This is a genomic window from Methylorubrum subtropicum, assembly GCF_038442325.1.
Lineage (GTDB): Bacteria > Pseudomonadota > Alphaproteobacteria > Rhizobiales > Beijerinckiaceae > Methylobacterium > Methylobacterium subtropicum.
Genome location: NZ_JBBXMW010000005.1, coordinates 252302 through 271059, shown reverse-complemented (window position 1 = coordinate 271059; position 18758 = coordinate 252302). Strand labels below are relative to the sequence as shown.

Annotated in this window: 21 protein-coding genes; 14 read left to right on the top strand and 7 right to left on the bottom strand. The window is 71.4% G+C overall.

The window, feature by feature from the left end; genetic code table 11:
* Window positions 1-239 precede the first annotated feature (239 nt).
* The 4 genes from AAHG03_RS10240 (at window position 240) to hisG (ending at window position 4229) form a co-directional block, all read left to right on the top strand.
* A complete protein-coding gene (locus tag AAHG03_RS10240; protein WP_342150523.1) occupies window positions 240-872 on the top strand; it encodes a TetR/AcrR family transcriptional regulator in 633 nt (210 codons plus the stop codon).
* Between the two features lie 250 nt (window positions 873-1122).
* Window positions 1123-2001, top strand: a complete 879-nt coding sequence (locus AAHG03_RS10235) for a TIGR01459 family HAD-type hydrolase (protein ID WP_342150522.1) — start codon at window positions 1123-1125, stop codon at window positions 1999-2001.
* Window positions 2002-2112: 111 nt separating this feature from the next.
* Window positions 2113-3255 (top strand): ATP phosphoribosyltransferase regulatory subunit, encoded by a 1143-nt coding sequence (locus AAHG03_RS10230; protein ID WP_342150521.1) that lies wholly within the window; start codon window positions 2113-2115, stop codon window positions 3253-3255.
* Window positions 3252-4229 carry an ATP phosphoribosyltransferase gene (gene hisG / locus AAHG03_RS10225; RefSeq protein ID WP_342150520.1) on the top strand — a complete coding sequence of 326 codons (978 nt, stop codon included), beginning with the start codon at window positions 3252-3254 and terminating at the stop codon, window positions 4227-4229. Before AAHG03_RS10230 ends, hisG begins: the two co-directional genes overlap by 4 nt.
* Before the next feature lie 173 nt (window positions 4230-4402).
* Here the strand turns inward: hisG and AAHG03_RS10220 are convergent, their stop codons facing one another.
* From AAHG03_RS10220 to hemE, 4 genes are all read right to left on the bottom strand, one after another.
* Entirely contained in the window at window positions 4403-4741 is a 339-nt protein-coding gene (locus AAHG03_RS10220; protein ID WP_342150519.1) for a lysozyme inhibitor LprI family protein, read from the bottom strand.
* A 97-nt stretch (window positions 4742-4838) separates the two neighbouring features.
* On the bottom strand, window positions 4839-5279 hold the full coding sequence (hemJ, locus tag AAHG03_RS10215; RefSeq protein ID WP_342150518.1) for a protoporphyrinogen oxidase HemJ: 441 nt from the start codon (window positions 5277-5279) through the stop codon (window positions 4839-4841).
* On the bottom strand, window positions 5272-5724 hold the full coding sequence (locus AAHG03_RS10210) for an NUDIX hydrolase (protein WP_342150517.1): 453 nt from the start codon (window positions 5722-5724) through the stop codon (window positions 5272-5274). Before AAHG03_RS10210 ends, hemJ begins: the two co-directional genes overlap by 8 nt.
* The gene (hemE, locus tag AAHG03_RS10205) at window positions 5721-6788 is read right to left on the bottom strand and encodes a uroporphyrinogen decarboxylase (protein WP_342150516.1); all 1068 of its coding nucleotides are present in this window, start codon (window positions 6786-6788) and stop codon (window positions 5721-5723) included. Before hemE ends, AAHG03_RS10210 begins: the two co-directional genes overlap by 4 nt.
* Before the next feature lie 751 nt (window positions 6789-7539).
* Here hemE and AAHG03_RS10200 point away from each other — a divergent pair.
* The 7 genes from AAHG03_RS10200 to AAHG03_RS10170 all read left to right on the top strand — a co-directional run bounded on the left by AAHG03_RS10200 (window position 7540) and on the right by AAHG03_RS10170 (window position 14019).
* Entirely contained in the window at window positions 7540-8370 is an 831-nt protein-coding gene (locus AAHG03_RS10200) for a pyruvate, water dikinase regulatory protein (protein ID WP_342150515.1), read from the top strand.
* Window positions 8370-9503 carry a glycosyltransferase family 61 protein gene (locus AAHG03_RS10195; protein ID WP_342150514.1) on the top strand — a complete coding sequence of 378 codons (1134 nt, stop codon included), beginning with the start codon at window positions 8370-8372 and terminating at the stop codon, window positions 9501-9503. Before AAHG03_RS10200 ends, AAHG03_RS10195 begins: the two co-directional genes overlap by 1 nt.
* Window positions 9504-9667: 164 nt before the next feature.
* The gene (locus tag AAHG03_RS10190) at window positions 9668-10279 is read left to right on the top strand and encodes a Maf family protein (protein WP_342150513.1); all 612 of its coding nucleotides are present in this window, start codon (window positions 9668-9670) and stop codon (window positions 10277-10279) included.
* A gap of 14 nt (window positions 10280-10293) precedes the next feature.
* A complete protein-coding gene (locus AAHG03_RS10185; RefSeq protein ID WP_342150512.1) occupies window positions 10294-11259 on the top strand; it encodes a cation diffusion facilitator family transporter in 966 nt (321 codons plus the stop codon).
* The gene (locus AAHG03_RS10180; protein ID WP_342150511.1) at window positions 11256-12092 is read left to right on the top strand and encodes a shikimate dehydrogenase; all 837 of its coding nucleotides are present in this window, start codon (window positions 11256-11258) and stop codon (window positions 12090-12092) included. The genes AAHG03_RS10185 and AAHG03_RS10180 overlap by 4 nt, the downstream gene beginning before the upstream one ends.
* Entirely contained in the window at window positions 12089-12715 is a 627-nt protein-coding gene (gene coaE / locus AAHG03_RS10175; protein ID WP_342150510.1) for a dephospho-CoA kinase, read from the top strand. Before AAHG03_RS10180 ends, coaE begins: the two co-directional genes overlap by 4 nt.
* Window positions 12712-14019, top strand: a complete 1308-nt coding sequence (locus AAHG03_RS10170; RefSeq protein WP_342150509.1) for a leucine-rich repeat-containing protein kinase family protein — start codon at window positions 12712-12714, stop codon at window positions 14017-14019. Before coaE ends, AAHG03_RS10170 begins: the two co-directional genes overlap by 4 nt.
* On the opposite strand, the gene AAHG03_RS10165 is transcribed toward AAHG03_RS10170, so the two are convergent.
* A complete protein-coding gene (locus tag AAHG03_RS10165; RefSeq protein WP_342150508.1) occupies window positions 14002-14556 on the bottom strand; it encodes a GNAT family N-acetyltransferase in 555 nt (184 codons plus the stop codon). The two genes, AAHG03_RS10170 and AAHG03_RS10165, sit on opposite strands and share 18 nt — an antisense overlap.
* 147 nt (window positions 14557-14703) lie before the next feature.
* Here AAHG03_RS10165 and dnaQ point away from each other — a divergent pair, with 147 nt between their 5' ends.
* From dnaQ to AAHG03_RS10150, 3 genes are all read left to right on the top strand, one after another.
* Window positions 14704-15426, top strand: a complete 723-nt coding sequence (gene dnaQ, locus AAHG03_RS10160) for a DNA polymerase III subunit epsilon (protein ID WP_342150507.1) — start codon at window positions 14704-14706, stop codon at window positions 15424-15426.
* Between the two features lie 98 nt (window positions 15427-15524).
* Window positions 15525-15968, top strand: a complete 444-nt coding sequence (locus AAHG03_RS10155) for a CopG family transcriptional regulator (protein ID WP_412759736.1) — start codon at window positions 15525-15527, stop codon at window positions 15966-15968.
* A 72-nt stretch (window positions 15969-16040) separates the two neighbouring features.
* On the top strand, window positions 16041-17243 hold the full coding sequence (locus tag AAHG03_RS10150; protein WP_342150506.1) for an extracellular catalytic domain type 1 short-chain-length polyhydroxyalkanoate depolymerase: 1203 nt from the start codon (window positions 16041-16043) through the stop codon (window positions 17241-17243).
* Between the two features lie 8 nt (window positions 17244-17251).
* Here AAHG03_RS10150 and AAHG03_RS10145 read toward each other — a convergent pair whose 3' ends face one another.
* Together AAHG03_RS10145 and AAHG03_RS10140 are read right to left on the bottom strand one after the other, a co-directional pair.
* The gene (locus AAHG03_RS10145) at window positions 17252-18043 is read right to left on the bottom strand and encodes a 4'-phosphopantetheinyl transferase family protein (protein WP_342150505.1); all 792 of its coding nucleotides are present in this window, start codon (window positions 18041-18043) and stop codon (window positions 17252-17254) included.
* A gap of 294 nt (window positions 18044-18337) precedes the next feature.
* Window positions 18338-18751, bottom strand: a complete 414-nt coding sequence (locus tag AAHG03_RS10140) for a GNAT family N-acetyltransferase (protein ID WP_342150504.1) — start codon at window positions 18749-18751, stop codon at window positions 18338-18340.
* Window positions 18752-18758 lie beyond the last annotated feature (7 nt).

Below are 18758 nucleotides of genomic sequence, written 5' to 3'. Positions count from 1 at the left end.
CTCGCAAGGTTGATTTTGAACGTCGTGCAATCTATCGCCGCGGAGCGTGCGAGCCCGCACGTTTCTTTTTCGGTTCTCCCACCCATCCCCCTCATCCTGAGGTGCGGAGCGAAGCGCAGCCTCGAAGGAGGGCTCCAGGGATCGCGCGTGATCTGGAGCCCTCCTTCGAGGCCGCTTCACGGCACCTCAGGATGAGGGGAGGGGTGGGAGAGGCCCTGGATGGAGCCGCCCCGACCACGATGCACGACCCTTCGGCGACGCCGCCGCGTAAAAAGAAAACCGCTCGCAGCAGCGGGCCGCGGGGGGAGCACGACCGCAACGGTTTCGTCGCGCTGGTGGCCGGCGCCGCCGAGAGCCTCGTGCGCCACGAAGGCTTCCGCGCGCTGGGGATGCGGCGGCTGGCGGGTGCCATCGGCTACGCGCCGAACTCGATCTACAACGCGGTCGGCGACCTCGATCAGGTGGTGCTGCGGGTCAACGCCCGCACGCTGGAGCGCCTGCACGGGGCGCTCGCCGCCGCGACCGATCCCGGCCGAGCGCCGCGGGACAACGCGCTGGCGCTGGCGGACGCCTATCTCGTGTTCGTGGCCGCCGACCCGCGGGTGTGGAGCCTGCTGTTCGAGCATCTGGCCGCCCCCGACCAGCCGTTTCCCGACTGGTACGCGGCGGCGCTGGCCCGCCCGGTCGGGCTCGTCGATGAAGCGCTGGCGCCGCTGATCGCGGATGCGGGCGAGCGCCGCCGGGCGGTGGCGGCGTTGTGGGCGGCGCTGCACGGGCTCGCCTCGCTCTCGACCTCGGGCAAGCTCGCGGTGCTGACGCCGGACGCGCCGCGGGACTTGGCGCGGCTGCTGGTGGGGCGGTTTTTGGGATAGGCGCGACGGCAAAAAGAACCCTCCCCCCTCTGCGGGGGAGGGTGCCCGCGGAGCGGGCGGGAGAGGGGAGCGACGGTGCCGCTTGGCCGCGTTCGACGGTGAATTCTCCGGAAACCGGGCTCCCCTCACCCGACCCCCTTCGGGGGCCACCCTCTCCCGCAGAGGGGAGAGGGATGCACCGTGGCGGTCTTCAGTGGGGCTGAACACAGGTATAGAGCCCGCAACAAGGCCGCCCGCACGGACTCTTTCAATGACCCCTCCCCCCGTCCCGACCCTTCACCACTTCGAATCCGTCGCCGAGCGCTACGACCTCATCCTCTGCGACGTCTGGGGCGTGCTGCATGACGGGCGCCGCGCCCATGTCGCGGCGGGCGAGGCGCTGATCCGATTTCGCGCATTGCCGGGGCGGCGCGTGATCCTCGTCTCGAACGCGCCGCGCCCCTGGCCCGGCGTCCAAACGATCCTCGACGGCTACGGCGTGCCGCGGGAGGCCTACGACGCGATCCTGACCTCCGGCGACCTGACCCGGCGGCTGATCGCCGAGCATCCGGGCGAGCGGGTGCATCACCTGGGCCCCGAGCGCGACGCGCCGATCTTCGAGGGGCTCGACCTGACGCTGGTGCCGGGCGAGGACGCGCAGCGCGTCGTCTGCACCGGCCTGTTCGACGACGACACCGAGACGGCGGACGACTACCGCGAGACCCTGGCGGACTTCCGCGCCCGCAACGTGCCGATGATCTGCGCCAACCCCGATCTCGTGGTCGAGCGCGACAAGAAACTGATCCCCTGCGCCGGCCTGATCGCCCAGGCCTACGAGGCCATCGGCGGCGCGGTGGTCTATGCGGGCAAGCCGTACCGGCCGGTCTACGAGACGGCGCTCAAGATGGCGGGCGAACTCGCCGGCGGCCCGGCGCCCGAGATCGCCCGCACGGTCGCGGTGGGCGATGCGATCCGCACCGACATCGCAGGCGCCGCCGCCTACGGCATCCCCTCGATCCTGGTGGCCCGCGGCATCCATGCGGAGGAGTTGGGCGTCACCGCCGACCACCATAGCCTCGGCGACATCGCCGGGTGGCTCAGCCGCCAGCCGGTGCGGCCGGACGCGGTGATCGAGCGGCTGGTCTGGTAGGGCAGCCATTATCCCTGCGCAGTCAAAAGCCTGTCCCATGATCGGTCCACAGGTCGCCAACAGGGCGGGCGGTTGCTATGGGGGCCGGGATCCAAGCGGGACCCGAAACCCATGACGAGACCGGAGGCAGGCGGACCCAGCGGGGCGGAGGCCGTGCGGCACGAGCGGCTGCGGGCGCATTTCGCGGCCTGCGGCTACGTGCCGGCCTCGCCGCCGGTGCTGCAGCCGGTGGAGCCGTTCCTCGAACTCTCAGGCGAGGACATCCGCCGCCGCATCTTCGTGACGCAGGATTCCGGCGGGGCCGAACTCTGCCTGCGGCCGGAATTCACGATTCCCGTGTGTCGCCTGCACCAGGCGACGCGGCCCGGCGAGGCCGCCGATTACAGCTATCTCGGCCCGGTCTTCCGGATCGCGGCGGGCGAGCCCGACGAGTTCGTGCAGGGCGGCATCGAGTCGATCGGGCGCACCGACACGCCGGCGGCCGACGCCGAGGTGATCGGGCTGGCGTTTGAGGGCCTCGACCTGCTCGGGCGCACGGACACGGCCGTGCGGCTCGGCGACATGGGCCTGACCCACGCCTTCCTCGACGCGCTGGCCGTGCCGCCGGTCGCCAAGCGCCGGACCCTGCGGGCCATCGCCGCCGGCCGGCCGCTGGCGGACGTGGCCAACAATCCCCAGACCGAGGACCCGCATGCGGGCCTGCTCGCCGCGATCCAGGGCCAGGATGCCGGCGCCGTGCGCGGCTTCGTCGAGGACGTGCTGTCGATCGCGGGCATCTCGCAGGTCGGCGGGCGCAGCGCGGGCGCCATCGCCGAGCGCTTCCTGGCGCGTGCCGCCGCGCAGGCGCAGGGCGGGGCCGGACTGAACCCGGGCAACCGCGACCTGATCGAGCGCTACTGCGCGATCACCGGCGATCCCGACGCGGCTGCGGCCTCGGTGCGGGCGCTCGCCCAGGAGGCGGGCCTTCGGCATGAAGGGCTCGACGCCGCGCTCGCCCTGTTCGAGGAGCGCACCGGCTTCATGGCGGCGCGCGGACTCCCCATCGAGCGATTCCGCTTCTCCGGGGGTTTCGCCCGCAATCTCGATTACTACACCGGCTTCATCTTCGAGGTGACGGCTCAAGAGGGCGGCCCGACGCTGGTGGGCGGCGGGCGCTACGACGGCCTGTTGCAGCAACTCGGCAGCCCCGTGCCGCTGCCCGCGGTCGGCTGCGCCTTCTGGCTGTCCCGGTGCGCTGAGGGAGTTCCGGCATGAGCGATCAGCCCCTGGTGCTGGCCGTGCCCTCCAAGGGCCGGCTGCAGGAGAACGCCAGCGCGTTCTTCTCCCGCGCGGGCCTCCGGCTCGTGCAGAAGGCGGGCGGGCGCGAGTATCGCGGGACGCTGGCCGGCGTGCCCGGCGTCGAGGTGCGCTACCTCTCGGCCTCCGAGATCGCCGGGCAACTGGCCAGTGGTGCTGCCCATCTCGGCGTCACCGGCGAGGACCTGATCCGCGAGACGCTGCCCGATCCGTCGTCGAGCGTCGAGCTGCTGACCCCGCTCGGCTTCGGCCATGCCAGCGTGGTCGTGGCGGTGCCCCAGGCCTGGATCGATGTGCGCGCCATGAGCGACCTCGACGAGGTGGCGAGCGAAATGCGCCTGCGCCAGGGCAAGCGGCTGCGCATCGCCACCAAGTACGTGAACCTGACCCGCCGCTTCTTCGCGGATGCCGGCATCGCCGATTACCGCATCGTCGAGAGCCTGGGCGCCACCGAGGGCGCGCCGGCCGCGGGCTCCGCGGAGATCATCGTCGACATCACCACCACCGGCACCACGCTGGCGGCGAATGCGCTGAAAATCCTCGACGACGGGGTGATGCTGCGCTCCGAGGCCAACCTCGTCGCCTCGCTGAAGGCCCATTGGGGCGAGACCGCGCGGGTGGCGCTGCGCACGGTGCTCGGCCGCATCGCCGCGGAAGAGCGCGCCCGCACCACCCGCGAGGTGCGCGCGGGCTTGCCCGAATCCGGCGCCATCGATCTCGCCTCCCTCGCGGCGCTCCACGAGGCCGAGTTGCCCTACGGCGCGCCGCGCGGCCCCGACGGCGAGATTGTTTTGCGCTGCCCGGCCGACGCCGTGTTCGACCTCTCCGACGCCCTGGTCCAGGCCGGCGCGCGGGCGGTGACCGTGCGGCGGATCGACTACGCCTTCGCGGCGGAGAACCCGCTGGCGGAGCGGCTGATGGCGCGTCTCTGACGGCTTCTTCTTCCTACCCACCCCCCTCATCCTGAGGTGCCGCAGCGAAGCGGAGGCCTCGAAGGAGGGCTCCAGCGAAACGCGCGATACGCTGGAGCCCTCCTTCGAGGCTCAGCCTTCGGCCGAGCACCTCAGGATGAGGGGGTTGGGTGGGAGGGCGCCGTGCGTCGGCGCTACTGCCCACCCTGCTTGGCGAACTCCGACAGCACACTCCGCAGAAGCTTCAGCCGGCTCTCGTAGGCCGCGGTCAGGCAGGCCACGTCGGCGCCGCAGGCGCGGCGGTCGGTGAGCCAGGTCTCCTGATCCTCCTGCATCTTGGTGCGGTTGCCCATCGGCAGCAGGTCTTTGAGGATGTCGAAGCGCACGCCCATCTCGACGTCGAGGTCGTTGAGGGCGCGGGTGTCGCAGACCGCGCGCTCGTCCGGGGTCTCGGCCTTGGCGCAGGGGAAGCTCGCGGCGCAGGCTGGGCCGGCCATGAGGCTCAGCGTCAGGGCGAGGATCGGTGCGCGCATCGAAGAACTCCCGGTGGCGAACGGCCACGCTCGGGGCGTCAACACGCGAACGGCCCGGCGGTGCCGCCGGGTGGGACGATTCGAGCCAGGAAGCCCTTCACGACCACGGCTTCACGATCGCCAGGATGACGATGCCGATCATCAGCACCGTCGGCACCTCGTTGATGATCCGGTAGAAGCGCTGGCTGCGGGTGTTGCGGTCGGCGGCGAAATCCTTGACCGCGCGGGCGAGGAAGCCGTGAGCGCCGCTCATGGCGATCACCAGGGCGAACTTCGCCTGCAGCCAGGGCGAGGCGTAGTAGCCGCTGGTCCAGGCGAGCCACAGGCCGAGCCCCCAGGTGACGATCAGGGCCGGCGTCATGATCGCCTTGAGCAGTCGCCGCTCCATCACCTTGAAGGTCTCGGACTGCACCCGCGAGCCCGCCGGCAGGCCGGCGTGATAGACGAACAGCCGCGGCAGGTAGAGCATCGCGGCCATCCAGGCGATCACCGCCACGACGTGGAAGGCCTTGATCCAGAGGTACAGGTTTTCAGACACCGGGTGAGGGACTCCGCGATGTGGGGGACGTCGCGCGCAGGCGCGGCAGAAGCTGTTGGGTGAGAAGCGGCGCGAGCGGCATCGCCGGATCGTCTGCCGTGTCATCCAGGGCGAGCCAGCCGATCTCTTCGATCTCGGCGCCGCAGACCGGGTTCAGGCCGGGCGGCGCCGCCTGCCGGTAGACGACCGCCTCGACGACATGGTCGGGCTCGTTGGCGGCCTCCGCCTCGAACCGGCCGAGGCCGACGGCGGTCTGCGGATCGAAGGTCAGACCCAACTCCTCCCGCAATTCGCGAGCGAGGCAGGCCGCATCGCTCTCATCGCCCTCGAACTTGCCGCCGGGTAGCATGAAACGGGTGCTGCCGCGCTTGCGCACCACCAGCAGCGCCGCGCCGTCCCGATCCTCCCGCACCAGAGCCAGGGCGGCGACGCGGATGCGGCTCACCGGCCCGTCCTGAGCCGGGCGAGCATCCGCTCGACATGGGCGACCGGCGTCTGCGGGGTGATGCCGTGGCCGAGGTTGAAGATGTGCGGCAGGCCCGCGGTCGCCGCCAGGATCGCGTCCACCTCGGCGTCGAGCTTTTCTCCGCCCTCGATCAGCGTCTCGGGATGCAGGTTGCCCTGCGTCACGGTGGTGGCGGGCACGCGCTGGCGAAGCGCCGCGAGATCCACGCCCCAATCGACGCCGACGGCGTCGGCCCCGGTCTCCGGCACGACGCGGGCGTGGCCGTCGAGGCCGGAGCCGCGGGCGAACACGATGATCTTGGCGTTCGGCACCTGCGCCCGGATGCCTGAGACCATGCGGGCGATGGGCCCGAGCGAGAACCGCTTGAGGGCATCCCCGTCGGCGGAATCAGGCAGCACGCCGGCATGCGACTCGAAGATCTGCACCGCATCGACCCCGGCGCGGAACTGGCGCACGAGGTACTCGGTCTGGACCGTGACCAGCCGGTCCAGCAACGCGTCGAGCAGCGCCGGATCGGAGGCGGCGAGCGCGCGGGCCGGGGCGAGGTCGGGCGTGCCGCGCCCGCCGATCATGTAGCTCGCCACCGTCCACGGCGCGCCGCAGAAGCCGAGCAGCGTGGTCTCGTGCGGCAGGGCCCCCCGGATGCGCTCCACCGCCTCGAAAACCGGCGCCAGATGCGAAAAGATCGCGGGGTCGCCGGCCTCGCGCAGGCGCTCGAACTGGGCGCGGTCCTCCAGCGCGTCGAGGCGCGGCCCCTCGCCCTCGACGAAGCGCACGTCCTGGCCGAGCGCGTGGGGCACCACGAGGATGTCGGAGAACAGGATCGAGGCCTCGAAGCCGAAGCGGCGGATCGGCTGGAGCGTCACCTCGGTGGCGAAGGCCGGGTTGTAGCAGAGGTCGAGGAAGGAGCCGGCCTCCGCCCGCGTCGCCCGGTATTCCGGGAGGTAGCGGCCCGCTTGGCGCATCATCCAGGCCGGCGGCGGCGAGATCGCCTCGCCCCCGAGCACGCGCAGCACCGGCCTGTCCATCGTCGCGTCCGCCATGCCGTCTCCCGCCCCGCTCGGTCGCCTTGGGTTCGGTGCCGGAGAGATCGCGCCTCGTCCGTCCCCAACCCGGCCCCTCTTAAAGAAAGAGAGATTCTAGAATCTCTGTTTTTTCTCTTGGACGTTGGATCGTGGGGCCGCAAGCGCGTCCACAGGCCCTCCCCACAGCCGCGGCGTTAATCGGCTCTTAACGGATTGGGTCTAATCTCTCGGATAGGCCAAGCTTGCCATGGGCTTGCGAGCCCACGTGCGCCCAACCGCGGCCGACGGTCCCGGATTCTCCCACTTGCCCGATTCCGGCAAGGGGCGCGGGACGCCGTGTTGAGGGCGGAGTCGACAAGATCGGCACCGCCGCCGCGCCGACCCGCTCGGGGGCCGGTTTATCCCCATCCATCGACTCCCGCCGGGCGGGCTGGGGATGACGGGGTCTTTTGATACCCGCAAATCCCTTAAATCGCTGATGTTTTCCGCGGCGTTCCTCGTCCCGGCGCCCCCTCTCCGTCCTTCCGGGGCCGCGAAGCGGAACCCGGAACCCGCCCGTGATGCACGGCGTCGCGGCCGGTCGTGGATCACGGGTTCCGCTGCGCGGCCCCGGGATGACGGCGGTGGGGGATCGTCAGGCTTCGGACCCGCGGGAAGAAGCCCCTTCGCAGCGGCCCGGCTTCCCTGCGGGCGCGCGCGCCTCTAAGCATCGGCGAGGCGGGCGGCGTTCGCGCGGCCCGGATGCGTCATCGAAAGCCGATCTCTCACGATGAGCCGCAGCTACTTCCATCTCCACCTCGTCTCGGATTCCACCGGCGAGACCCTGATCAATGTCGGGCGCGCAGCCGCCGTGCAGTACGAGGGCATCTCGGCGATCGAGCACGTCTACCCGCTGGTGCGCTCCGCGCCGCAGCTCGAACGGGTGATCTCCGAGATCAAGGCCGCGCCCGGCCTCGTGCTCTACACGCTGGTCGGCCACGAGCTGACCGAGCGCCTGGAGGAGGCCTGCCGCGAGACCGGCTCGCCGACGCTCAACGTGCTCCAGCCGGTGCACGCGCTCTTACGCTCCTATCTCGGCGCGACCTCGACCGAGCGGCCCGGCGCCCAGCACATGCTCAACGCTGAGTACTTCAAGCGCATCGACGCGATGAACTTCACGCTGGCCCACGACGACGGCAACCTGCCCGACGACCTCGACGAGGCCGACGTGGTGCTGGTCGGCGTCAGCCGCACCTCGAAGACGCCGACCTCGATCTATCTGGCCAACCGCGGCCTCAAGACCGCCAACCTCCCGCTGGTGCCGTCGATGCCGCTGCCGCCGAGCTTCGACCGGGTGCGCAAGGCGCTGATCGTCGGCCTGATCGCCAGCCCCGAGCGCATCGTCCAGATCCGCCAGAACCGCCTGCTCAGCCTCAAGGCCGACGACAATTCCTCTTACGTGGACCGTGACGCCGTCACCGACGAGATCACCGCCTCGCGCCGGCTCTGCGCCAAGTACCGCTGGCCGACCATCGACGTGACCCGCCGCTCGATCGAGGAGACGGCCGCCGCGATCCTCGACCTCTACCGCGAACACCGCCTGAAATTCATCGCGACCTGATGCCGGTCCCCGACGAGACCGGCTTCGCGGCGGCCGAGCTGAGCGACACGGTCGCCGCCGGCCGTGGGCGCCGGACCGAGCTGAGCCCGTCCTTCCGCGACTGGATTCGCCCGCCGGACCTGATGGTCGGCGCGGTCCACCCGGAGCTGATGCGGGTCTATTTCGAGCAGACCATCGTGCTCGGCACCACCCTCTACACCCTGCCCGACGCCGAGGTGGTGGCCGAGGGCGTGATCTTCCTCGATCGTGTGGCGCAGTACTGCAACCAGCTCAACACCTTCGCGGTCAGCCAGGAGGCCGGCTACCGGGCCCAGGCCGCCCGGCGCGGCGCCTTGCGGCTGGTGGAGATCGCCGAGCCGGTCGTGCTGCTCGCCGGGCTCGGGCATCAGATGTACGGCCACTGGCTGGTCGATTTCCTGCCCAAACTCTTCCTGCTCGACCGGGCCGGCCACGACATCGCCCGCCTGCGCTACCTCCTGCCGACCGACACGCCGGACTTCGCGAAAGTCTGGTTCCGGCTGCTCGGGATCGGCGACGACCGGATCGTCGCCTACGACGGCGCGCGCGACCGCCTCGCCTGCCGCGAACTCCTGGTGCCGACCGCCCTGCGCTTTGCCGGCCGCGCCTCGCCGCTGATGCGCGAGGCCCGCCGCTTCCTCCTGCGCCGGGCGTTTCCGCCGCCGCGCTGGCGCCTCGGTCGCCGCCGGACGCCGCCCGGCACCCGCCGCCTGCTGATCTCCCGCTCCGACAACGCCGACACCCGCAACCGCCGCACGCTGCGCGAGCGGGCCGAGCTGGAGGCCCGCGCCCACGCTCGCGGCTACGAGATCGTGCGGCCGGAGCGCCTGAGCGTGCCGGAGCAGGTCGCGCTGTTCCGTTCCGCGGCCACGATCGTCGGCGAGTACGGCTCGGGGCTGCACGGCTCGCTGTTCGCGCCCTCGGGCGCGACCGTCGTGTCCCTGCGCGACAACGGCCTCGAACTCGGCTTCCTGCAAAGCTCGCTCGACCACGTGCTCGGCCACGCCAGCGGCTACGTGTTCGGCACCGCCCGCGACGCGCAGGGGTTCTTCTCGGTGCCCCCGCCGGATATCGATCTCGCCTTCGATTGGATCGATGCGCGCGGGCTGAGGTGAGAAGGCCAAGCCATCGCTCGAAGAGCGATGGCACCGTATTCCGGGCGCGAAGAGCGCCCCGCGCAGCGGCCTCGGCTTGTGCCGAGGCGTCTAGCGGAGCGAACAGCCTAAGGCCGCGGACGCGGCCGCCGGCGCTTGAGGCCAGAAACAAGGAAAGATCTTTTGTGACTGCTTCTCCCTGGCGTCCGGCCGAGCCCCTGATCCTCGCCTCCGGCAGCCGCACCCGGCGCGACCTCCTGGCGAGCGCGGGCCTGCCGGTCGAGGCTGTTCCGGCCGAGATCGACGAGCGGGCGGTGGAAGCCGAGGCGGGGGGCCTGCCACCCGCCGCGCTCGCGCTCCATCTCGCCCGCGCCAAGGCGCGGGACGTCGCGGCGCGCCATCCCGGCCGGGTCGTGGTGGGCGCCGATCAGGTGCTCGAATGCAACGGCGCGGTCCTGCACAAGCCCGCCGACCGCGCCGCGGCGGCGGGCCATCTCGCCCGGCTCCAGGGCCGGACCCACGCGCTGCATTCCGCCGTCGCGCTGGTGCGCGGCGACGACGAAGACGGCTTCGTCGAGACCGCGCGGCTGACGATGCGGCCCCTCGATGCGGGGCAAATCGAGGCCTATCTCGGGCTGGCGGGCGCGGCCGTCACCACCTCGGTCGGCGCCTATCAGCTCGAAGCGCTCGGCATCCATCTGTTCGCGCGGATCGAGGGCGACCATTCGACCATCCTCGGCCTGCCGCTGCTGCCGCTGCTCGCACGGCTGCGGGCGATGGGCCTGCTGACGTTCTGAGGACGGGAGCCGGCATGCACGGGCCTTCGCACGATCACGGCGACCATGCCGGCCACGATCACGATCACGATCACGACCACGGTCCTGGCCACACCCACGCCCATGTCCCAAAAGATTTCGGGCGGGCTTTTGCCGTCGGCATCGCGCTGAATGTCGGCTTCGTCGTGCTCGAGGCGGCCTACGGGTTCCTGTCGAACTCGATGGCGCTGGTGGCGGATGCCGGCCACAACCTGTCCGACGTGCTCGGGCTCGCCGCCGCGTGGCTCGCGGCGGTGCTGGTGAAGCGCGCCCCCACCGCCCGCTTCACCTACGGCCTGCGCGGCTCCTCGATCCTCGCCGCCCTGTTCAACGCGGTGATGCTCTTGGTCGCCACCGGCGCGATCATCGCCGAGGCGATCCAGCGCTTCCTCGAACCCGCAGCCGTGGCCGGCACCACCGTCATGGTGGTGGCCGGCATCGGCATCCTCATCAACGGCTTCACCGCGTGGCTGTTCGCGTCGGGGGGCAAGCACGACATCAACATCCGCGGCGCCTACCTGCACATGGCCGCGGACGCCGCGGTCTCCCTCGGCGTGGTGCTGGCGGGCCTCGCGATCCTGGCCACCGGCTACGACTGGATCGACCCGGTGGTGAGTCTGGTCATCGCCGCCCTCATCATCGTCTCGACCTGGGGCCTCTTGACCGAGAGCCTGCGCATGGCGCTCGCCGCCGTGCCGCCGCGGATCGACCCGCTCGCGGTGCGGGCGTGTCTCGCCGGGCGCCCCGGTGTGGTGAGCCTGCACGATCTCCACATCTGGCCGATGAGCACCACCGAAGTGGCGCTCACCGCCCATCTCGTCGTGGCGGAAGCCCCCGTGGGCGATTTCCTCAAGGAGACCGCCGACGTGTTGCGCGGCCTGTTCGGCATCCACCACACGACCCTCCAGATCGAACTCCAGGGCCGCACCGCCTGCACCCTGGCCGAGGATTGCAGCGCATGACCCGGAAAGCCTTCGTCGTCGGGCATCCGATCACCCATTCCCGCTCGCCGCTGATCCACGGCCACTGGCTCGCCGAACACGGGATCGACGGCCGCTACGAGCGCGTCAGTGTGGCGCCCGAGGACTTCGAAGAATTCTTCCGCGGCCTGCCCGCATCGGGATTCGCCGGCGGCAACGTCACGATCCCGCACAAGGAGGCGGCGTTCCGGCTCGCCGATTCGCTGACCGAGCGGGCGAAAAAGATCGGCGCGGTGAACACGCTGGTCGTCGAGGGGGGCCGCGTCGTCGGCGACAACACCGACGGGATCGGCTTCATCGCCCATCTCGATCGCAGCCTCGGCGCGGACTGGCCGGAGCGCACCGGGCGACAGGCCGTGGTGCTGGGCGCGGGTGGGGCGGCCCGCGCCGTCGTCGCCGGGCTGATCGAGCGGGGGCTCAACGTCCAGATCGCCAATCGCAGCCCGGAGCGGGCGCAGGCGCTCGCCGCCCTCGATCCGGAGCACGCGCGCGCGCTGCCCTGGGACGACCTGCCCGCCGCGCTCCCCGAGACGGGACTCCTGGTCAACACCACCGCCCTCGGCATGGCCGGCCATCCGCCGCTCGCCATCGACCTCGCGCCGCTGCCGGCACGCGCCGCGGTCTGCGACATCGTCTACGTCCCGCTGGAGACGCCGCTGCTCGCCGCCGCGCGCGCGCGTGGCCTCGCGGCGGTCGACGGGCTCGGCATGCTGCTGCATCAGGCGGTGCCGGGTTTCGAGAAGTGGTTCGAGGTACGCCCCGAAGTGACGCCGGCCTTGCGCGAAAGAATCGTCGCGGATCTCGTGTCGAAATGAGCGACCTCGAGAAAAAACCGTTCGTGCTCGGCCTCACCGGCTCGATCGGCATGGGCAAGTCGGCCACCGCCGCGATGTTCTCCGCCCGCGGCGTGCCGGTCCACGATTCGGATGCGGCGGTCCACACCCTCTACGGGCCGGGCGGCGCGGCGGCGCAGGCCATCGGCCGAGCCTTTCCCGGCACGCTGACGCCGGAGGGCGGCGTCGATCGCCCGGCGCTGCGGGAAGCGGTCCTCGGCGACGCGGAGAAACTGCGGCGGTTGGAGGCCATCGTCCATCCCCTCGTCGGCGCCGAGGCCCGCACCTTCCTGGCCCGCCATGCCGACGCGCCCCTCGTCGTCCTCGACATCCCGCTGCTGTTCGAGACCGGCGGTCAGGCCCGCTGCGACGCGGTGCTCGTCGTCACCGCCCCGCCCGAGGTGCAGCGCGCCCGCGTGCTGGCCCGCCCCGGCATGACGGAAGCCGCCTTCGACGCGATCCGCGCCAAGCAGATGCCGGATGCCGAGAAGCGCGCGCGGGCCGACCATGTGATCGACACGAGCCGGGGCTTTGCCGCGGCCGAGGCCGAGGTGGAGGCGTTGGTCGCGGGCTTGAGCGCGGCCGGTTCGGCCCCAGCGCAATGAGCGTCGACCCGACCCTCGAAAAGCTGCGCCGCGGCGACCTCGCCGGCGCCCGTACCCTGCGGCTGACGGGCCCGCTCGATGCCGTGCCGGACGAGGTGTTCGGCCTCGCCGACAGCCTCGAACGGCTCGATCTCAGCGGCTGCGGGCTCACCACACTGCCCGACGATTTCGGGCGGCTGCGACGGCTGCGAGTGCTGTTCTGCTCGGGCAACCGCTTCGAGCGATTGCCGCCGGTGCTCGGCGATTGCCCGGAACTGGCTCAGGTCGGTTTTCGCGGCACCGGCCTGCGCGAGGTGCCGGGCGAGGCGCTGCCGCCGCGCCTGCGCTGGCTCACGCTCACCGACAACCGGATCGGACAGCTGCCCGACGCGCTGGGCGAGCGGCCGGAACTGCAGAAGCTGATGCTCGCCGGCAACGCGCTGACTGCGCTGCCGACCACGCTTCAAGGCGCGAAAAATCTCGAACTGGTGCGGCTCTCCGCCAACGCCTTCCCATCGCTGCCGGCTTGGCTCGCCGAGTTGCCGCGGCTCGCCTGGATCGCCTGGGCCGGCAATCTTTTTGAAGGTGGGCCGGCACCGGCCCGTGCGCCCGATGTGCCGTGGGAGCAGCTGGAGCCCGGCGCCCTGCTCGGCGAAGGCGCCTCCGGCCGCATCGTGTCCGCACTCTGGCATCCGCCGACCGGCCCGGCTCAAGCCGTCGCCCTCAAGCTGTTCAAGGGCACGATGACGAGCGACGGCCTGCCCGAGCGCGAGATGGCCGCCTGCCTCGCCGCCGGCCGCCATCCGAACCTGACCGGAGCCCTGGGGCAGGTCGTCGATCATCCCGACGGCGCGCAGGGGCTGCTGATGCCGCTGCTGCCGTCGGACTGGCGCGTGCTCGCCGGCCCGCCGAGCCTGGAGAGTTGCAGCCGCGACATCTACGATCCGGCCCTCCGCCTGGGCCCCGCGGTGGCCCTGCGCATCGCCCGCGACGTGGCGGCGGGCGCCGCCCATCTCCACGCCCGCGGCCTCCTGCACGGCGACCTCTACGCCCACAACACGCTGTGGGACGGCGATGCGGGCGCCGCGGTGCTGAGCGATTTCGGCGCCGCCTCGCGGCTGCCGCCCGGCCCGCAGGGCGCGGCGTGGCAGCGCATCGAGACCCGCGCCTTCGGCCTGCTGCTCGGCGAACTTCTGGATCGCTGTGCGAGCGAGCCGGAAGGGATCGCCCGGTTGCGGGACTTGGAGCGGGCCTGCGTTCAGGCCGATGTCGCGGCGCGGCCGCTGATGGCCGAGATGGCGCAGGCCTTATCCGACCGACCCTGATCCGGCCTCGCTACCGCCCATGATCTTCTCGAAACGGAACCCTTCGTCGCCGCCCGGAAAGTCTTCGGGGCCGGGCCGATGCGGGTCCGGATGGTGCGCGTTGAAGAATGCGACGATCTTGAAGCCGCACTTGTTGACGTAGAAGTGGATGTTCCGCTTCTCGAAATACGGCGTGTGCGTGTGCCAGACGCGCGTCTCGGGATAGCGCCGCTCGATGGCGCACCAAGCCTTGTGCCCGAGGCCGCGGCCATGCTCAGCGGGCGACAGGAAGAAGAGATCGAGGGAGTTGTGGTGCGTCTCGCGGTCGATCGTGAGGACGGTGCCTCCGACCGTCCGGCCTTCGTGCAGGATGCGCAAGACCACGACGTCGGGCCCGGCCATCGAACCGTCGAGATCCTCGTCGGATGGGATCGGGCCGTCCGGCAGCGATCCGAATTCCTCGACGACGGCGACCGCAAAGGCCTCTTGGAGCTCTCTCTTGAAGGTCGGCAGGTCGTCGGCTTTGGCGATGGCGAGGGTGATCGGATCGTTCTCCATCCCCCGCGTCTAGCCTGCCTCGTCGGCGACAGCCAGGAAGGCGGGGGAGGCTCGGGCCTGTGCTCCTGCGCGTGGCCGGTTAACCGATCCTTCGCCCTGCGGTAGGAGGTTCAGGCGAGAAGCCTGCCGCTGCCGAGTGCGAAAAAAATGCTGATCGAGATCGTCCTCGACACCGAGACCACCGGCACCGACGCCAAGGGCGGAGACCGGCTTATCGAGATCGGCTGCGTTAAGCTGATCAATCACGTCCAGACCGGCGAGACCTTCCACCGGCTCGTCAACCCGCAGCGGGCGGTGTCCGAGGGGGCGTTCGCGGTCCACGGCATCTCGGACGCGATGCTCGCCGACAAGCCGGTCTTCGCCGACATCGTCGATGAGTTCGTGCGCTTCTGCGGCGATGCCCGGCTGGTGATCCACAACGCGCCGTTCGACGTCGGCTTCCTCAACATGGAGTTCGGGCGCCTCGGCCCCGCCGCCCCGAAGGCGATCGTGCTGGAGGAGGTGGTCGACACCCTCCTGATGGCGCGGCGCAAGCATCCGGGCGCGGCCAACAACCTCGATGCCCTGTGCAACCGCTACGGCATCGACACCACGCGCCGGGTCAAGCACGGGGCGCTGCTCGACGCGCAGATCCTGGCGGAAGTCTATGTCGAGCTGCTCGGCGGCAAGCAGACGAGTCTGGGCCTCAGCGTCGCCGAACCGGCGGAGGCGACCGCGCTGCTGGCGACCGTCGATTCCGGTCCGGTCGGCCCGCGGCCGATGCGCTCGCGTCTGTCGGAGGCCGAGCGCGCGCGGCATGCCGCCTTCATCGCGGGGTTGGGAACCAACGCGGTCTGGCGCGACTACCTCGGGGAGCCCGAGACGGCCTGATCGTTCATTCCGGTTTGTTGCGCTGCAAAAAATATCATCTTGCGGCGCAGTATAAACATCCCCATACCATCCCTGTGGATGGCGCCGGGATGGGCGGGATGATGGAAGCACTCGGGGACGTGGGACAGGCGGCACCGATCCGGATCGCGACGCGACCGGCCGACAGCGAGAAGATCACGGTCAATCTCGGCTACGTCGATCTCGGCCATGTCGATCTGCTCGTGTCCGAGGGCGCCTACGCCAACCGCAGCGACTTCATCCGCACGGCGGTGCGCAACCAGATCGAGCGCCATGCCGACATCACCCGCCAGTCGGTCGCCCGCAAGGCGGTCGAGATGGGCCTGCGGCATTACGGCCGGGCCGAGCTGGAAGAGGCGCGGGCCGCCGGCACCACCCTCGACATCCGCGTGCTCGGCCTCGCGGTGATCGCCGCCGACGTCTGCCCCGACCTCGCGCGGGCCACGATCAGTTCCCTCGAAGTGCTCGGAAGCCTCCAGGCGAGTCCGGCCGTCAAGCGGGCGCTCGCCGATCGCCTGCGCTGAATCTCCCCCTCAACCCCTCGTGACCCCCGGCGCGTGCGCGCGCCCGTCGCCGACCCGGAAAGCGAGACTGCCATGACCGATCATTCCTCCACCCTGATGGCCGACATGGCCGAGGCGACCCGGCTGACCCGCGCCGGACGCCTGACGGAAGCCACCGCGCTGATACAGCGCAGCCTCGGTGCCGCCGGCATGGCCCCCGCGGGCCCCGCGCCCGCCGCCCCGAACGCGCCCCGGCTCGAAGGCCCGACCGGTGCCGACACCCACGAGGCCGTGATGCCCGAGCGGCTGCGTGAGGGCCTCGACCAGGTGATGCGCAACCTGCGCAACCTCGCCCCCGGCCTGAAGGGTTTCGGCGGCGAGGCGCACGAGCCGGAGCACCGTCCCTCCGAGGGCGGCGGCCAGTTCGTCGAGCGCAGCTTCTCCAACGCGGCGGGCGCGCGGGACTACAAGCTGTTCGTCCCGAGCCCGCGACCGGGCCTGCGCCCGCTCGTGATCATGCTGCACGGCTGCTCGCAATCGCCCGACGACTTCGCTGCCGGCACCCGCATGAACGAACTCGGCGAGGAGCAGGGCTTCTTCGTCGCCTATCCGCGCCAGTCGGGCCGGGCCAACGCCCAGCGCTGCTGGAACTGGTTCGAGCCGTCCGAGCAGGGCCGCGAGATGGGCGAGACCGGCATCATTGCGGGGCTTGCCCGGGCGCTCGCCACCGAGCACCCGATCGACCGCACCCGCATCTACATCGCCGGGCTCTCGGCGGGGGGTGCTGCGGCGGCCAACATCGCCCGCGCCTACCCCGACCTGTTCGCCGCGGTCGGCGTGCATTCGGGCCTCGCGGCGGGCTGCGCCCGCGACCTGCCCTCCGCGCTCTCGGCGATGCGGGTCGGCGCGCCGGGCTCCGAGGCGCCCGGCGGCGCGTCGGGCTTCGGCGCCGGCTCGGTCACGCAAGGCCTGCGGGTGCCCACCATCGTGATCCACGGCGAGGGCGATGGCACGGTGAGCCCGCGCAACGCCGACGCGATCCTGGCCCAGGCCGGCATCGGCAGCCTGACGCCGAAGACCGAGCGCGGCAGCAGCGCCGGCCATTCCTACCACCGCACCCGCTACGCCGACGAGGCCGGCCGGGTGCAGGTCGAGGCGTGGTCGATCCAGGGGGCCGGCCACGCCTGGGCCGGCGGCAGCCCGGCGGGCAGCTACACCGACCCGCACGGCCCGGACGCCTCGCGGGCGATGCTCGACTTCTTCCTCAGCCACAGCCTCCCGAGCCGCCGCGACTGATTTTCTTGTTACGGCCGCGCCTCGAGCGCGGCCGCCGTGGCGAGCGCTGCCCGCCACGCCGCCCAATCCGCCGGTTCGAGCCCGACGGTCTTGGGCAGCACCAGCGCGGCGGCGAGATCGCCGCCGACGACGCTCAGGCCCCGGTACTGCGCGAAGTTGGCGAACTCGGCCGACAGCCCGGCCGGATCGGGCTTGATACTCGCCACCGCCAGCAACTCCAGCGGCACGGTGAGGCCGCAGCGCAGGGCCTTCGACAGCGCCTCCTTCAGGCACCACAGCCGCATCTGCCGCTCCGCCTCCGGCCCGTCGAGACAGGCGGCGAGACGCCGCTCGGCCTCTGGGCTCTGGCTGACCAGCAGCGGCACGGCGTCCGCGCGCACCCGCTCCACGTCGATCCCCATCGGGCAGCCTTCGGGAAACGCCACCGCCAGCGCCACCGGCCCGGCATGGGACAGGCTGATGCCGAGATTGCGCACCCCCTCGCCGAACACCACCGGCTGCTCCAGCACGCCGGGCCGGACGGCCAACGCGCGCGGGTCGATCCCGGGATGGAGCCCGGCCAGCGCGTGCTTCGCCGCATAGCGCCCGACCAGCAGCCCGTGGCGACGGCGCGCATGCAGCCGGTCGGTGACGAGCGCGGCCTCGTCGGGATGCAGGAATCTTTTGTGGTTTGCGTCGAGCCAGTCGAGCGGGGCGGCGGCCAGTGCGAGGCTCGCGTGCAGGGGCTCGCCCCGGCCGGTGAGGGTGAGGGGCAGGGTGTGGATGAAGGGGGGCGAGGGTTCGGCGGATGGTCCGGTCATGAGGGCTGGCGGTTCATGGCACTGCGCTCCGCGTCGGCTTCCGCTTTACCCGCGCGGCTTCGGCTGCTTCCCCCTCTCCCCGCACGCGGGGAGAGGGTCGCGACGACCCTGTCGTCGTCGCGACGAGCGGTAGCGGGGGTGAGGGGGCGGAGCCGGAGAATCCTCTTCCGTCGAGGCCCCCTCACCTTCGGCTGCCGCCTCGCTTCATGCCCCGACGAGGGGACATGAAGCCCTCTCCCCGCGTGCGGGGAGAGGGGATGCGCGGCGTTCGTACGCTCAATTCAGAAACCCATCTCACACCGCCCGGTCATACCGGAAGGCATGGGCCACCCGCGGCATGCCGATCTTTTCGTAGTACGCCTCGACCCCCGGCGCCGCGGTGAGCAGCACGCTCGCCTCCGGCCCCGCCGCCCGGCGCGTCTCCTCGATCAGACGCTGGCCGATGCCGAGGCCCTGAGCGTCGCGGGCCACCGCGAGGTCCGAGAGGTAGGCGCAGAACGAAAAATCCGTGAGCGTGCGGGCGACACCCACGAGGCGCCCGTCGCGGCGGGCGGTGACGATCAGGTCGGAGCCGGCCAGCATCCGACCCAGCCGTTCGAGGTATTCGACCGGGCGGCGCGGGGCGAGGCCGGAGGCGACGAGCACCTCCTGGAACTCCTCCGCGCCGAGACCGGGCTCCAGCGCGTAGACGACCGCCCCGCCCGTCATGGTCGGC

Bases quoted from the DNA above. Each gene is read 5' to 3' on its own strand.
- AAHG03_RS10240 (WP_342150523.1), top strand. From the start codon at position 240: ATGCACGACCCTTCGGCGACGCCGCCGCGTAAAAAGAAAACCGCTCGC.
- AAHG03_RS10235 (WP_342150522.1), top strand. From the start codon at position 1,123: ATGACCCCTCCCCCCGTCCCGACCCTTCACCACTTCGAATCCGTCGCC.
- AAHG03_RS10230 (WP_342150521.1), top strand. From the start codon at position 2,113: ATGACGAGACCGGAGGCAGGCGGACCCAGCGGGGCGGAGGCCGTGCGG.
- hisG (WP_342150520.1), top strand. From the start codon at position 3,252: ATGAGCGATCAGCCCCTGGTGCTGGCCGTGCCCTCCAAGGGCCGGCTG.
- AAHG03_RS10220 (WP_342150519.1), bottom strand. From the start codon at position 4,741: ATGCGCGCACCGATCCTCGCCCTGACGCTGAGCCTCATGGCCGGCCCA.
- hemE (WP_342150516.1), bottom strand. From the start codon at position 6,788: ATGGCGGACGCGACGATGGACAGGCCGGTGCTGCGCGTGCTCGGGGGC.
- AAHG03_RS10200 (WP_342150515.1), top strand. From the start codon at position 7,540: ATGAGCCGCAGCTACTTCCATCTCCACCTCGTCTCGGATTCCACCGGC.
- AAHG03_RS10195 (WP_342150514.1), top strand. From the start codon at position 8,370: ATGCCGGTCCCCGACGAGACCGGCTTCGCGGCGGCCGAGCTGAGCGAC.
- AAHG03_RS10185 (WP_342150512.1), top strand. From the start codon at position 10,294: ATGCACGGGCCTTCGCACGATCACGGCGACCATGCCGGCCACGATCAC.
- AAHG03_RS10180 (WP_342150511.1), top strand. From the start codon at position 11,256: ATGACCCGGAAAGCCTTCGTCGTCGGGCATCCGATCACCCATTCCCGC.
- coaE (WP_342150510.1), top strand. From the start codon at position 12,089: ATGAGCGACCTCGAGAAAAAACCGTTCGTGCTCGGCCTCACCGGCTCG.
- AAHG03_RS10170 (WP_342150509.1), top strand. From the start codon at position 12,712: ATGAGCGTCGACCCGACCCTCGAAAAGCTGCGCCGCGGCGACCTCGCC.
- AAHG03_RS10165 (WP_342150508.1), bottom strand. From the start codon at position 14,556: ATGGAGAACGATCCGATCACCCTCGCCATCGCCAAAGCCGACGACCTG.
- dnaQ (WP_342150507.1), top strand. From the start codon at position 14,704: ATGCTGATCGAGATCGTCCTCGACACCGAGACCACCGGCACCGACGCC.
- AAHG03_RS10155 (WP_412759736.1), top strand. From the start codon at position 15,525: ATGATGGAAGCACTCGGGGACGTGGGACAGGCGGCACCGATCCGGATC.
- AAHG03_RS10150 (WP_342150506.1), top strand. From the start codon at position 16,041: ATGACCGATCATTCCTCCACCCTGATGGCCGACATGGCCGAGGCGACC.
- AAHG03_RS10145 (WP_342150505.1), bottom strand. From the start codon at position 18,043: ATGACCGGACCATCCGCCGAACCCTCGCCCCCCTTCATCCACACCCTG.
- AAHG03_RS10140 (WP_342150504.1), bottom strand. From the start codon at position 18,751: ATGACGGGCGGGGCGGTCGTCTACGCGCTGGAGCCCGGTCTCGGCGCG.